Origin of the sequence: Streptomyces sp. 3330 (assembly GCF_031456635.1) — a bacterium.
In the GTDB taxonomy this organism is placed as follows: Bacteria; Actinomycetota; Actinomycetes; order Streptomycetales; family Streptomycetaceae; genus Streptomyces.
This window is the reverse complement of the sequence record NZ_JAVDVA010000008.1, coordinates 36892-50311: the sequence shown is the minus strand read 5'-3', so window position 1 is coordinate 50311 and position 13420 is coordinate 36892. Positions and strand designations below refer to the sequence as shown.

General features: G+C 72.2%; 12 protein-coding genes. 5 read left to right on the top strand and 7 right to left on the bottom strand.

The window, feature by feature from the left end:
- Positions 1-56 precede the first annotated feature (56 nt).
- From J2X68_RS15580 to J2X68_RS15570, 3 genes are all read right to left on the bottom strand, one after another.
- A complete protein-coding gene (locus J2X68_RS15580; protein WP_310433133.1) occupies positions 57-1706 on the bottom strand; it encodes a polyamine aminopropyltransferase in 1650 nt (549 codons plus the stop codon).
- Between the two features lie 96 nt (positions 1707-1802).
- Positions 1803-2357, bottom strand: a complete 555-nt coding sequence (locus tag J2X68_RS15575; protein WP_310433132.1) for a DUF2617 family protein — start codon at positions 2355-2357, stop codon at positions 1803-1805.
- Positions 2358-2768: 411 nt separating this feature from the next.
- A complete protein-coding gene (locus tag J2X68_RS15570; RefSeq protein ID WP_310433131.1) occupies positions 2769-3074 on the bottom strand; it encodes a hypothetical protein in 306 nt (101 codons plus the stop codon).
- A 140-nt stretch (positions 3075-3214) separates the two neighbouring features.
- Between J2X68_RS15570 and J2X68_RS15565 the strand changes: the two genes are divergently transcribed.
- Positions 3215-4411 (top strand): pyridoxal phosphate-dependent aminotransferase, encoded by a 1197-nt coding sequence (locus J2X68_RS15565; RefSeq protein WP_310433130.1) that lies wholly within the window; start codon positions 3215-3217, stop codon positions 4409-4411.
- 77 nt (positions 4412-4488) lie between these two features.
- Here the strand turns inward: J2X68_RS15565 and J2X68_RS15560 are convergent, their stop codons facing one another.
- A complete protein-coding gene (locus J2X68_RS15560; protein ID WP_310433129.1) occupies positions 4489-5034 on the bottom strand; it encodes a YbjN domain-containing protein in 546 nt (181 codons plus the stop codon).
- Positions 5035-5176: 142 nt separating this feature from the next.
- On the opposite strand from J2X68_RS15560, the gene J2X68_RS15555 reads away from it, so the two are divergent.
- Positions 5177-5692, top strand: coding sequence for a hypothetical protein (locus tag J2X68_RS15555; RefSeq protein ID WP_310433128.1), 516 nt, complete (start codon positions 5177-5179; stop codon positions 5690-5692).
- Between the two features lie 37 nt (positions 5693-5729).
- Here J2X68_RS15555 and clpB read toward each other — a convergent pair whose 3' ends face one another.
- Positions 5730-8333, bottom strand: coding sequence for an ATP-dependent chaperone ClpB (clpB, locus tag J2X68_RS15550; protein WP_310433127.1), 2604 nt, complete (start codon positions 8331-8333; stop codon positions 5730-5732).
- A gap of 121 nt (positions 8334-8454) precedes the next feature.
- On the opposite strand from clpB, the gene J2X68_RS15545 reads away from it, so the two are divergent.
- Complete coding sequence (locus tag J2X68_RS15545; protein WP_310433126.1) at positions 8455-8868, top strand: TIGR03618 family F420-dependent PPOX class oxidoreductase; 414 nt, start codon at positions 8455-8457, stop codon at positions 8866-8868.
- Between the two features lie 172 nt (positions 8869-9040).
- On the opposite strand, the gene J2X68_RS15540 is transcribed toward J2X68_RS15545, so the two are convergent.
- Positions 9041-9376, bottom strand: a complete 336-nt coding sequence (locus J2X68_RS15540) for a hypothetical protein (RefSeq protein ID WP_054241900.1) — start codon at positions 9374-9376, stop codon at positions 9041-9043.
- Between the two features lie 525 nt (positions 9377-9901).
- On the opposite strand from J2X68_RS15540, the gene J2X68_RS15535 reads away from it, so the two are divergent.
- Together J2X68_RS15535 and J2X68_RS15530 are read left to right on the top strand one after the other, a co-directional pair.
- A complete protein-coding gene (locus tag J2X68_RS15535) occupies positions 9902-10750 on the top strand; it encodes a helix-turn-helix transcriptional regulator (RefSeq protein WP_310433339.1) in 849 nt (282 codons plus the stop codon).
- A 97-nt stretch (positions 10751-10847) separates the two neighbouring features.
- Positions 10848-11906 (top strand): helix-turn-helix transcriptional regulator, encoded by a 1059-nt coding sequence (locus J2X68_RS15530; RefSeq protein ID WP_310433125.1) that lies wholly within the window; start codon positions 10848-10850, stop codon positions 11904-11906.
- Here the strand turns inward: J2X68_RS15530 and J2X68_RS15525 are convergent.
- A complete protein-coding gene (locus J2X68_RS15525; RefSeq protein ID WP_310433124.1) occupies positions 11803-12909 on the bottom strand; it encodes a LuxR C-terminal-related transcriptional regulator in 1107 nt (368 codons plus the stop codon). The genes J2X68_RS15530 and J2X68_RS15525 overlap by 104 nt on opposite strands.
- Positions 12910-13420: the final 511 nt, after the last annotated feature.

Below are 13420 nucleotides of genomic sequence, written 5' to 3'. Positions count from 1 at the left end.
AAACCGGGATTCGGCCGCACCGCGCTCCGGCCGGTGACAGACTCCCGGGCGCCGGGTCAGTACCGCGGATGCACCAACGTGGACGGCCGCAGCCCGGTCACCCGGGTCGCCTCCGCCGCCCGCGCGTCCGCCGTCAGCTCGGCCTGGGTCAGGGTGCGCGGCGGCTGCCCTTGCCGGTCGAGGCGCAGCGGCGGACGAGAGGCGGCGGTGGCCAGGACGAAGCCCCAGTCCCGGGGCGCCCGGGAGCCGCCGTCGGCGCGGTCGGGCCCCGCGGTGCGGCAGGCGTCACGGCCGACCACCCGGTAGGGCGCGGTGTGCAGGCCCGCCGCGCGCATCGTCGCCTCGACCGTCCAGAACGCGCGGGACCGACCGGCGACCGGACCTGCGTGCACGACGAGACGGCCGCCCGGGGCGAGGGCGCGCCGGGCGAGGCCGTAGAACTCCTGGGAGTAGAGCTTCGTGCTCGCCGTCATGCCGGGGTCGGGCAGATCCGCGACGACCACGTCGTACGTCGCCGGCTGGGCCCCGCGCAGCCATCGGAAGGCCTCCTCGGTGGCGACGTGGACGCGCGGGTCGCCGTAGGCGTCGTCGTTGAGACGGGACAGGCCCGGGTCGGTGCGGGCCAGCCGGACCAGGCCGGGGTCGAGCGCGACGACGTCGACGCGGCGCACCCCGGGGTGCCCGAGCGCCTCGCGGGCCGCCAGGCCGTCGCCGCCGCCGAGGATCAGCACGCGCGCGTGGGGCCCGCTCAGCGCGGGCCGGACCAGGGCCTCGTGGTACCGCCGCTCGTCGTGACCGGCGAAACGGAGGCGGCCGTCCAGGTAGAGGTCGAGGGACCGGCCGTCGGCGCCGCCGGTGAGGACGATCTCCTGGACGCCGGTCCGGACCGCCACGCGCACGTCGTCCCCGTACACCGCCTGCCGGGCCGCCCGCTCGAAGTCGTCGACGAAGACCGCGGCGGAGACGAGGACGCCGAGGACGGTGATGTTGGCGACGAGCAGCAGACAGCGGGCCCGGCAGGTGAGGTCGCGGCGGAAGAGGCCCAGGACCAGGGCGGCCCCGGCCACGACGTTGACCCCGCCGGTGAGCAGGGAGCTGGTCAGCTGGCCCAGGAACGGCAGCAGCAGGAAGGGGAAGGCGAGGCCGCCCACCAGCGCGCCCACGTAGTCCGCGGCGAACAGGTCGGCCACCGCGCCGCCCGCGTCCTGGCGGCGGATGCGCTGGATGAGCTCCATGAGCAGGGGCACCTCGGCGCCGATGAGCACCCCGATGGCGAGCGAGAACGCGACGAGGAGCACGCGGGGGCCCTGGGCCCACACCCCGCCCCAGTCGCCGGTCCACGCGAACACCGCGTAGAGCGCCAGGGCACTGCACCCGCCGACCAGGGCGAGGGTCGTCTCCAGGGCGCCGAAGCCGGCCGCGGCGAACCGGCGCAGCCGCTTGGCGGCGAGCGAGCCGACGCCCATCGCGAAGACCATGACGGACAGCACGACGGAGGCCTGGGTGACGGAGTCGCCCATCAGGTAGGAGGCGAGGGCGACGAGTTCCAGTTCGTAGACGAGACCGCAGGCCGCGCAGACGAAGACGCACGCGAGGACCAGGAACCGCCCGGTGGCCGGCCGGACCGGAAGCCGCGCGGGCCCTTGCGGGGGCGGCTCCCGGTCCGGTCGGACACCGGGCGGCGCCGGCGCGTGCGGTTCGATCACGACTGCGACGTTACGTGACGGCACGGGTGCCCCTCGTCACCCACACGTGTGGAATCCAGGGTCGTTCGCGCGGCGGACGTTTGAGCCGCCGACGCCTCAGACTCCCTGGGCGGAGGCGCTCACGGGCAGGCCGGGATCGCCCGACCGGACCCGGACGCCGACCTTCGTCCTGGTCGCCACCAGCTGGCCGTCCTGCGGATAGGCGTGCCAGGTGCGCCAGTGGACCTGGCCTTCGCTGCGGTGGGCGAGCAGGGCGGTGAAGGCGTGCGGGCTGCCGGGGAAGACGCCGGCGAGGCCGTGCGGGTGCTCGGAGACGAGGGCCAGGAGTTCCTGGGCGCGGCCCGCGAACTGGCCCGGCGAGAGCACCTCGACGCGCGCGGCGAACTCGTACTCCCAGTCGCCCACCCGCTTGGCGACGCCGAGCGGGAGCGGGGTGCTGCTGCCGGGGATGCAGGCCACGGTCTCGGAACACGTCCCCTGCTCCTCCTCCAGGAGCACCTGGTGTGATGCGCCGAGCAGTCTGAGGTGCACCTTGGCAGCGGACAGTTCGAGGTCGAGCGTGGCGAGGGCGGGCAGCGGTTCACGCCCCAGGGCCCAGGCGAGATCGGCCGCGCGCGTGTCGGAGTAGGAGGTGTGGAGGGTCGTGAGCATGGATCGGCTCCGCGGAGACGCAAAGAGGAGAGGGGGCAGGTCGGCGCACCCCGGTCGAAGCCGGGAGAACGGCCCCGGTCGGCCCGGTCCGGAAGGTCGTCCGCACGGGACGTCCGCAGGGGTCCGAGGGGCTGCGTTGGTGGTTTAGAGGGAATCATGAACTGCGGTGGCTCCACAGCGTTTTTACCCAACTTCGTGGGGTTTCCATCCCTCGGGGGGTCCACAGCTCAATTGTTCAACTATGGCGTACCCCAGGCGGCCCAGGCGTGCATCCACGCGCCCCACATGAAAGGCGCGTCAGCGGGTAACCGATGCGGCCACGCTGACGCGTACGACCGCGGAGCCCGTGGTCAGGGTCGGGCCCCGCGGTCCGGATGCGGCTCCCCCCGCGGGGAGCTCAGCTGCCCCGTGTCAGCTGCCTCCGCCGCATCCGCCGCCTCCGCCGCAGGAGGAGCCGCCGCCCCCGCAGGACGACCCTCCGCCGCAGGAGGAGCCGCCGCCCCCGCAGGAGTGGCCTCCGTGATGCCCGCCGCCGGAGCCGCCGTCTCCCCCGCCGACCCACCAGCCGGCGCCACCGCCGGCCGAGCCGCCGCCGGCGCTGTACCGTCGCGACCGGCCGCCGCGGGCCGGCCTCGCGGCTCCGCGCCTGCCGGCGTTGGCCACCAGGGCCACCACGAACAGGATTCCGATCACCGCCAGGATGATGCCGAAGACCATGGCGCCACCCTCCTTCCGTGTCCCCCGAAGCGGCCCCCCGTGGGCGCCTCGCGTGGCGCCCGAGCGCCACGTGCACGGGGGATGCCCGCCTGTCTCAGCTGCCAAAGCAGAGTTGAGGAACTCCAGAGCTTCGGCGCAGGATGACCGGCATGACCTCCACCGCGCGCCCCTTCCTCAACCGCCGTCTCGCCGAGTTCGGGACGACGATCTTCGCCGAGATGTCCGCCCTGGCCGCGGCGACCGGCGCGATCAACCTGGGGCAGGGTTTCCCCGACACCGACGGCCCCGAGGAGGTCCGCGAGGCGGCCGTGCGGGCGCTGCGGGACGGACGCGGCAACCAGTACCCGCCGGGCCCCGGCGTGCCCGAGCTGCGCACGGCGATCGCCGGTCACCAGCTCCGCCGTTACGGCCTCTCCTTCGACCCGGACACCGAGGTCCTGGTCACCGCGGGCGCCACGGAGGCCATCGCCGCCACCCTGCTCGCGCTGCTGGAGCCCGGCGACGAGGTCGTCGCCCTGGAGCCGTACTACGACTCCTACGCGGCCTGCATCGCGATGGCGGGCGCCACGCGGGTGCCGGTCACGCTGCGCCCGGACCCCGAGCGGGCCCGTTTCCGCCTCGACCTGGACGAGCTGCGCGACGCGGTCACCGGGCGCACCCGGCTGCTGCTGATCAACACCCCGCACAATCCGACCGGCACGGTCCTCACCCGCGAGGAGCTGACCGCGATCGCCGAGCTGGCGGTGGAGCGGGACCTGCTCGTGGTGACGGACGAGGTGTACGAGCACCTGGTCTTCGACGAGGCCGAGCACGTGCCGCTGGCGACGCTGCCCGGGATGCGGGAGCGGACGGTCACCATCGGGTCGAGCGGCAAGACGTTCTCGTTCACCGGCTGGAAGGTCGGCTGGGTGACGGCGGCGCCCGGACTGGTCGCGGCGGTGCGCTCGGCGAAGCAGTTCCTGACGTACGTGTCGTCCGGCCCGTTCCAGTACGCGGTGGCCGAGGCGCTGGCCCTGCCCGACAGCTACTTCGCCGACTTCCGCGCGGACATGCGGGTCAAGCGGGACCTGCTGGCGGCGGGGCTCGCGGACGCGGGCTTCGCGGTCTTCCGCCCGGCGGGCACGTACTTCGTCACGACCGACATCCGCCCGCTCGGCGAGTCCGACGGCTTCGCCTTCTGCCGCTCGCTGCCCGAGCGGGCGGGCGTGGTGGCCATTCCGAACGCCGTCTTCTACGACCACCGTGAGGAGGGCGCGCCCTTCGTGCGGTTCGCGTTCTGCAAGCGGGTCGGCGTGCTGGAGGAGGCGGCCACCCGGCTGAAGGCGCTGGCCGGCTGACGGCGCCGACGACGAGAAGCGGGCGGCCGTCCACAGGCTGTGGACGGCCGCCCGCTCGACGCTCAGGCAGGGGGGACCTAGTTGTCGCCCTCGGCGCCGTCCGCGGGCTTCTCGTCGGCTTCGTTGACCGCCGACTCCAGGCCCAGCTGCTCCACGAGCCACTTGTCGAACTCGATCGCCGCCCGCACCCAGCTCACCGTCGAGGAGACGAAGAGCTCGATGTTCACCCCGGCGCCGATCAGCAGCTGCGCCTCGCCGATGAGACGGACGGTGCCGTCGTCGTGGGTGTGGGTGTAGACCTTCGGCCACAGGGTGCGGCGGTTCCAGTCGTCGATCGACTCGAGCAGCGCCACCTTGTCGTCGATCTTGTGGGGCCGGTCGTAGAACGTCCGCACCGAGTAGACCGCCTGGTCACCCTCGCCGCGGAACATGAAGTACGTACGGAACTCCTCCCACGGCGCCGCGAGGTCACCCTCGTCGTCGACGACGTACTTCAGCTCCATCTGGTCGAGGAGCTGCTTCACGAGATCCTGATCCGGGACGACGGGGCCCGCCGGTCCACCCTGGGGCTGCGGCTCTGGCTGGCCCCCGAAGTTCGGAATCGAGGACGGGTCGATGCTCACCGTGTTTTTCCCTTCGTACGGATCCCGCCATCCTCCCCCATGCGGGGAGGGGGGTGGCAAGCCCAGCACGGGCCTGTCAGCCCTGAGCTGACATGATCCGGCCTGTTGCGCGAAGGGGCGGCGACGCGTGGAGGGGAATCGCATGGCGAACGGGCGAAGCCGGGTCGGTGTGCCGCGGGGGCCGGAGCCGCGGGGGCGGACCAGGTGGGGCGTGGTGGCGGCGGTCCTGGCCCTGCCGGTGCTGCTGGTGGCCGGCCTGCTGGTGCTGACCGTCGTCCGGGTGCTGACCGACGACGAGGAGACGGACGGGACCCGGCTGAAGAAGGTGCCCTGCGCCGAGGCGCTGGCGTTCGGCGGGGCCGCTCTCCCCGCGGGGGCCCGGGACGCCGAGTGCACGGTGCAGTCCTGGCTGGACACGAACTACCAGGCCGAGTTCCGGATGCCGCGCGCGGGCGTCGGCCCCTGGCTGACGGCCGCCTATCCCGACGCCCCCGGAGCGGGCGGCCCGGGGACCCAGGCCTGCGCGCACGGCTCGGACCACTGCTTCCAGCTCGACGTCACCGGCCGTCCCGGGACGGAGGCCTATTACGTCGACGTGACCGTGACGTACGAGAACGCCGAGACCGCACGGGTGCGGTACTCGGCGTTCACGACGTGACACGGGCGGAAGCCTGAGCCGGGCGGGAGCGGTGGCGCTACAGCGTCTTGCCGGTCGCCGGGCCCACGATCAGGCCCTCACCCTCGCCGAAGGTGTCCACCCGGACCGTGTCGCCGTCCTTGACCTCGCCGGCCAGGATCTCCTTGGCGAGCCGGTCGCCGATGGCCGTCTGGACCAGGCGGCGCAGCGGGCGGGCGCCGTACGCCGGGTCGTTGCCCTCGTCGGCGAGCCAGGCCAGGGCCGCGTCGGTGACCTCCAGGGTGAGGCGGCGTTCGGCGAGCCGCTTGGCCAGGCGGTCGATCTGGAGCCGGGCGATCCGCTCCAGCTCCTCCTTGTTCAGGGCCGAGAAGACGACCAGGTCGTCGAGCCGGTTGAGGAACTCCGGCTTGAAGGAGGCCCTCACCACCTCCAGGACCTGTTCCTTCTTCTCCGCCTCGGTGGACACCGGGTCGACCAGGTACTGGCTGCCCAGGTTCGACGTCAGCACCAGGATGGTGTTGCGGAAGTCGACCGTGCGGCCCTGGCCGTCGGTCAGCCGGCCGTCGTCCAGGACCTGGAGGAGGACGTCGAAGACCTCCGGGTGCGCCTTCTCCACCTCGTCCAGCAGGACGACGCTGTACGGGCGCCTGCGCACCGCCTCCGTGAGCTGGCCGCCCTCCTCGTAGCCGACGTAGCCGGGGGGCGCGCCGACCAGACGGGCGACGCTGTGCTTCTCGCCGTACTCCGACATGTCGATGCGGATCATGGCCCGCTCGTCGTCGAAGAGGAAGTCGGCGAGCGCCTTGGCCAGCTCGGTCTTGCCGACGCCGGTCGGGCCGAGGAAGAGGAAGGAGCCGGTGGGGCGGTCGGGGTCGGCGATGCCGGCGCGGGAGCGGCGTACCGCGTCGGAGACCGCGCGCACCGCCTCCGTCTGGCCGATGAGGCGGCGGCCGAGCTCCTCCTCCATGCGCAGGAGCTTCTGCGTCTCGCCCTCCAGGAGGCGGCCCGCGGGGATGCCGGTCCAGGAGGCGACGACGTCGGCGATGTCGTCCGAGCCGACCTCCTCCTTGACCATGGTGTCCTTGGCGGCCTCCTCCTCGGCCTCGGACGCGGCCTCCAGGTCGCGCTCCAGGGCCGGGATCTCGCCGTACAGCAGCTTGCTGGCGGTGTCGAAGTCGCCGTCGCGCTGGGCGCGCTCGGCCTGGCCGCGCAGGTCGTCGAGCTTCTCCTTCAGCGCGCCGACCCGGTTGAGGGACTGCTTCTCCTTCTCCCAGCGGGCGGTGAGCAGGCGCAGCTCCTCCTCCCGGTCGGCGAGGTCGCGGCGCAGCTTCTCCAGCCGCTCGCGGGAGGCGGCGTCCGTCTCCTTGCTGAGCGCCAGCTCCTCCATCTTCAGCCGGTCCACGGACCGCTGGAGTTCGTCGATCTCGACCGGCGAGGAGTCGATCTCCATGCGGAGGCGGGAGGCCGCCTCGTCGACGAGGTCGATGGCCTTGTCGGGGAGGAAGCGGGAGGTGATGTACCGGTCGGACAGGGTGGCGGCGGCGACCAGGGCCGCGTCCGCGATCTGCACCTTGTGGTGGGCCTCGTAGCGGCCCTTGAGACCGCGCAGGATCGCGATGGTGTCCTCGACCGACGGCTCCGCCACCAGCACCTGCTGGAAGCGGCGCTCCAGCGCCGGGTCCTTCTCGATCCGCTCCCGGTACTCGTCGAGCGTCGTCGCGCCGACCATGCGCAGCTCACCGCGCGCGAGCATCGGCTTGAGCATGTTGCCGGCGTCCATGGCGGAGTCGCCGCCCGCCCCCGCGCCGACGACCGTGTGCAGCTCGTCGATGAAGGTGATGATCTGCCCGTCGGAGTCCTTGATCTCGGCGAGGACGGTCTTCAGCCGCTCCTCGAACTCGCCCCGGTACTTGGCGCCCGCGACCATCGCGCCGAGGTCCAGCGCGACGAGCCGCTTGTTCCTGAGGGACTCGGGCACGTCGCCCTTGACGATCCGCTGGGCGAGCCCCTCGACGACGGCGGTCTTGCCGACGCCGGGCTCGCCGATGAGGACGGGGTTGTTCTTCGTGCGCCGGGAGAGGACCTGCACGACGCGCCGGATCTCCTGGTCCCGCCCGATGACCGGGTCGAGCTTGCCCTCGCGGGCGGCGGCGGTGAAGTCCGTCCCGAACTTCTCCAGGGCCTTGTACTGCCCCTCGGGGTCGGCGCTGGTCACCCGGCGTCCGCCGCGGGACTTCTGGAAGGCCTCCTGGAGCTTCTTCGGGGTCGCTCCCTGCCGGGCCAGCACCTCGCCGGCGGCTCCGCCCTTGGCGGCGATGCCGAGGAGCAGGTGCTCGGTCGACAGGTACTCGTCCCCCAGGTCGCGGGCCCGGCTCTGCGCGTCGGCGATGACGGCGAGCAGCTCGCGGTTGGGCTGCGGGGGCGCGACGGTGGACCCGGTCACGCTGGGCAGCGCGCCGAGCACCTTCTCGGTCCCGGCCCGGACGGCCGCCTGGTCCGCGTCGACGGCGGCGAGGAGATCGACGATGTTGTCGTTCTCCTGCCCCTGGAGCAGAGCGAGCAGCAGATGGGCGGGGATGAGGTCGGCGTGTCCCTGGGACACGGCCGTGTTACTGGCCGCGTTGATCGCGTCCCGGCTCCGGTTGGTCAGCTCGGCGTCCACGTTCGCTTTCTCCTCCTGGCGTCAGCAGTCTCCCGTGTCTGACTCAGTCAGCGTACACAAAGTTGAGTCTACTCCGCTCAAGGTGCGCGCGGGAGTCCGGGAACGGGTTAGGTTCCGGACCATGGCCGCATATCCCCAGGACCCGGGTTCCCCGGACGCGCCGTATCTCGCCTTCTGGCGCGAACGGCACCTGTGCACACTGACCACACCACGTCCGGACGGGAGCCCGCACGTGGTTCCGGTCGGAGTGACATACGAACCGGAGGCCCGGCTCGCTCGGGTCATCGCCGACCGGCGCAGCACGAAGGTGGGCAACGTCGCGGCGGCGGGGCCGGACGGCGCCCGGGTCGCGGTGTGCCAGGTGGACGGCCGGCGCTGGGCCACCCTGGAGGGCAGGGCGCGCGTGCGCGAGGAGCCGGAGCGGGTCGCGGAGGCGGAGCGCCGCTACGCCGAGCGCTACGGACGCACGCCGAGCCCGAACCCGTCACGCGTGGTGATCGAGATCGAGCTGACCCGGGCGATGGGCCGCGGCTGACCCCGGCGAGGCGGATGACCTGATCCGTCCCCGTCGTTTTTCGGCCAACGCTCAACCGGGTGCATGTGCGGAAATGTCGCCGCAAATTACAGCGGCGTCACCGTGTTCAGGTCACGGTGACGCCGCTGCGGGGGGAAGCACCTGAGCGATCTGTTACGACGGGGGAATCGCGTCAGGCACTGCGGGGGGTGGCTGAGATGGTCTTCAGGGGCGGGGTCTCGGGCTCCACGAGCCTGTGGTCCCGCTGGTCCAGGTTCACAAAGATCATTCCGTAACGAATGGCGCACCGCACGGGCTGCGGCGCCCCCCGGGGCTTGCGCAGGCACCGGTAGGCCCGTACGTCCTCGTCCTCGTCGCGCGTCACGACCACGGGCTCGCCGAACACGGTCACCATCAACGAGTCACCACTGTGGGGGATGGCGGTGACCAGGTCGATGAAGTGCCAGCCGGAGCGGTAGGCGGTGGCCATTTCGCGGCGGAAGGAGCGGTCGTCGGGTGGAGTGGTCATGACTCGGCGACCCACGTACTGTCGCCGGGGGCGACCCACGTACTGTCACCCGGCACGTCTGCCGCCGTGATCACCCACGTGCTGTCGCGGGGCGCGACCCACGTACTGTCCGCGGGCGCCGCGACGGTCTCGGTACCCGTGCTCCAGGTACTGTCGCGCGCCGTGTCACCCGTCGTTCCCGCAAGGCCACTCAGCGCCCCGAAGGCCAAGGCGGCGGAGAAGGCGGCGGCAAGCGCCGAGCGAAGCATTCTCTTATGCATAGTCGGCTTCGTCCTCATTTGAAGGTCACCTCTCCCCCGTCCACTACGACGATGGCCCATTCGGGCACGTCATGGCCACACAATCGATGCATCATGTTCCTGCACGTTCAGGACCCTGGGGGGTGGAGATTTGACGAAAAATGAGACAAAGCAGACACATCCTCATGCGTCGACTGAGCTGTGCGAGGAAGGTCGCCGTCTCTATGGGAACGCTCTTCGGACGGGCCGCATAGCCCGTGCCGACGTGGAGCCTGCTCCGTGTTTGATGGAGTTCGCCCTGCTTCACGCGGACCCCGACGACGCGAACTGGCTACGTCCGGTGCCCCCGTCGATCGCCCTGTCCCAGCTGCTCAACCCGATCGAGCGCGAGATCACCCGACGCAGGCGGCTGTCGGTCGAACTCGCCGACGCTTTCGAGCCGTTCATGACCCTCAGCGCCCAGCCGACGCCGACCACACACTCGATCACGGTGCTGGAGGGCATCGACCGGATCAACGCGGCTCTCGATCTGGCCACCTCCCAGTGCCAGACCGAGATGCTCACCGTCCAGCCGAGCCGCCGGCGCCTCGAACACACCCTCGTGCAGGGCCTCGAGCGCGACCGACCGCTGATCGAACGCGGCTGCCGGATCCGGACCCTCTACCAGCACACGGCCCGCTACAGCCCCGAGACGCTGGCCTACGTCTCGCAGTTCACCGACGGCAAGGTGGAGTACCGCACCATCGACGAACTCGTGGAGCGGCTGATCATCTGCGACGAGACCGTCGCCTTCATCCCGACCCGGGACGACGGACAGGTCGCCCTCGAACTCCGACACCCGGGGCTCGTCCGCTACCTGATCAAGGTCTTCGAGTTCATGTGGGGCCGCGCGGTGCCGCTGGCCACCGGCGCCCCCTACGAGACCGCGCCCGACGGCATCACGGACATCCAGCACTCCATCGCCAAGCTCCTCGTCGAGGGGCACGTCGACGAGGCCATAGCCCGCCGTCTGGGCATGAACGTGCGCACCTGCCGCGCCCACATCGCGAAACTCGCCACGGCCCTGGGCAGCGGCAGCCGTGCCCAACTCGGCTTCCTCATAGCTCAGTCGGGGATCCTCAAACAGGAACCCTGACCGTGCGGGCGGGCCCGGGACCGAGAACCGGGAACGGCACGCCCGCACCGCCCGGCCGTCCGCCGTCCGCCGTCCTCGAACAGGAGAGAGATCCGCAGTGAACGCGCCGCCGCACCCCCACCACGGCGTGGAGAACCTGTGCGCCGCCGGCACGAACCTCTACGAGACGGCCCTGCGCGACGGGCGCGTCAAGACCGGGGAGGCCGAGAAGACCGCCCCCTGTCTGCTGTCCTTCGGCCTCCTGCACCCGGTCGTGGACGACCCGGACCAACTCGAGCCCGTCTCCCCGGCCCTCGCCCTGCACCGGCTGCTGCGCGCCTCGGGCACCCGCATCGCCGACGAACGGCGCCGCGAGGAACGACTGGCGACGCTCTTCGAGCCCCTCATGCGGATCACCGGCAGCCGCACCGCCGCCGCCGACCCCGCCTCCCTGCGCCTCCTCAGCGGCACGGAGCAGATCAACGGGGCCATCACCGAGGCGACCGCCGAGGCGACGGACGAACTCCTCTGCATCCAGCCCAACGTCCACTACAGCGGGCCGCGCGGCGAGACGGCCCAGACCGTGGCCATGGCGCGCGACCAGGCCCTGCTCGACCGGGGCTGCCGCATCCGCACCCTCTACCAGCACACCCAGCGCCACCAGCCCCTCGTCCTGGCCCGCTACGAGCAGCTCCGGGGCGACGTGGCGGCCCGCACCCTGGACGAGGTCACCGACCGCCTGATCGTCATCGACGGCACGGTCGCCTTCATCCCCGCGGGCGAGGACGGCCGGCTGGCCCTGGAGGTCCGCCACCCCGCCCTGCTCACGTACTTCACCATCACCTTCGACCGCCTCTGGCGGCTGGCCACCCCCATGTACCCGCAGGCCGTGCACCGCCCGTCCCTCAACGGCGTCACCCCCCGGCAGCAGGCCATCGCCGCCCTCCTCGTCGAAGGGCACACCGACGCCGTCATCGCCGACCGCCTCGGTATGAACATCCGGACCGCACGCGTCCACATCGCCAAACTCGCCACCACCCTCGGCAGCGAGAGCCGCGCCCAACTCGGCTACCTCATCGGCCAGTCGGGGATTCTTGACCGGGAACGGAACCGGGACCGGGCGCAGGAGCAGGAGCAGCGGCCGGGTCCGGACCGGACCCCGGCGCCGGAAGACTGACCGCGGGCGGCTCCGCCTCCCCCGACGGCCGGTCGAGGCCGACCTGCGCGATCCGCACCCCCAGCTGGGTCCGGCTGGCCGCGCCCAGGGTCTCCGAGAGCCGGGCGATGTGCGCACGGCAGGTGCGGACGCTGATGCCCAGCCGCTCGGCGATCACCGCGTCCTGGTGACCCTCCGCCAGCAGGGCGGCGATGGACTGCTCCCGGTGCGAGATGCCCTCGATCCGGGTCTCGGGCAGGGGCGCGGTGAGCGGTATCGCCAGCCGCCACAGCCGCTCGAAGACCGTCACCAGGTAGGACACCAGGGCCGGGTGGCGCAGCTCCAGGGCCATCGTGCGGTCGGTGTTCGCCGGGATGAAGGCGACCGTCCGGTCGAAGAGGATCAGCCGGTCGATGACCTCGTCCAGCGTGCGGGCCTCCACCGCGTCGCCCATCAGCTCCAGGTAGGTGAGCAGCCCCTGGCCGTGCCGGGCGACGTGGTTGTAGATGTCCCGCATGCGCACGCCCCGGCCGCGCAGCGCCAGCGCCCGGTGCAGACCCTCCGACAGCTCGTGCTCACGCCGGATGCCGCCGGGCTGCACCGTGAGGACCTCGGTCGTGCACGCCTCGGTCGCGGCGTCCAGCGCGGCCTGGATGCGGGAGGCGCCGTCCAGGACCCGGATCGCCGCGCCCTCGCCGGCCGTCCCGCCCCGCCCCGGACCGCCCAGGCCCGCGTACCACTCGAAGGCGGCGACCGCCGAGCCCATCCGGCGCCCGCTCGCGCTCACCTCGTCGTACAGGCCGCGCAGCAGCCGGGTCATGACCTCCTGCGGGGAGGTCGGCACCAGCCAGTCCATGTCGTCGGGGTCGGGGTGCAGCAGGGCGAGTTCCAGGAGGCACGGGACCGGCTCGGCGTCGGTCCGCGCCACCCGACCGCGCCGCACGGCCCGGGAATACACCCGATCCCCGGCCTCGCACAGTCGGTCGGCACCGTGTGGATGCTCCTCCGTCCCGTGCCCGGCCATCGCCCATCCCACCCCCGCCGTACGCCTCTTCCGGAGCGCAACTATGCGCGGCCCGGACCAGCTCCGCAACACGGCTGCCCCGGCCGACGCCTGAGAAAACCACCGGTCTGTGCCTGTTTCTCCCAGCCTCCTCCCCTCGCACTGCAACAAGCTGACGGTGGTGCGGGGCGTCCGCGACAAGGCATGGTGGATTCCGCTTGCCCCCGGGTGCTCCCCACTCGGGGGAGGGCACAGCCGACCCGGCCGGACCACGGGGGAGTCCGGCCGGGCCAAGGCCACGCGCCACCGCGCCCGCAACACCCCTACAGAGATGCCGGGCACGCGTGCACTTCCGGGAATGCCGGAGAAGTGCTCGCCGTGTCACGTCCCCCTCCGACGCCGGCCCATGGCGGACATGCGTGACGCGTACCCGCTGGTCGACGCGTGGGACGAGACGTTCCGAGCGGCCCGGTGAGGTCGGGACCGCCCACGAGCCGGCGCCGGCGGCGCTCCAGCCGATGGAACCGGGTGA

Coding starts and splice junctions, on each gene's coding strand:
- J2X68_RS15575 (WP_310433132.1), bottom strand. CDS start 2,357: ATGCTCACGACCCTCCACACCTCCTACTCCGACACGCGCGCGGCCGAT.
- J2X68_RS15570 (WP_310433131.1), bottom strand. CDS start 3,074: ATGGTCTTCGGCATCATCCTGGCGGTGATCGGAATCCTGTTCGTGGTG.
- J2X68_RS15565 (WP_310433130.1), top strand. CDS start 3,215: ATGACCGGCATGACCTCCACCGCGCGCCCCTTCCTCAACCGCCGTCTC.
- J2X68_RS15555 (WP_310433128.1), top strand. CDS start 5,177: ATGGCGAACGGGCGAAGCCGGGTCGGTGTGCCGCGGGGGCCGGAGCCG.
- J2X68_RS15545 (WP_310433126.1), top strand. CDS start 8,455: ATGGCCGCATATCCCCAGGACCCGGGTTCCCCGGACGCGCCGTATCTC.
- J2X68_RS15540 (WP_054241900.1), bottom strand. CDS start 9,376: ATGACCACTCCACCCGACGACCGCTCCTTCCGCCGCGAAATGGCCACC.
- J2X68_RS15535 (WP_310433339.1), top strand. CDS start 9,902: ATGGAGTTCGCCCTGCTTCACGCGGACCCCGACGACGCGAACTGGCTA.
- J2X68_RS15525 (WP_310433124.1), bottom strand. CDS start 12,909: ATGGCCGGGCACGGGACGGAGGAGCATCCACACGGTGCCGACCGACTG.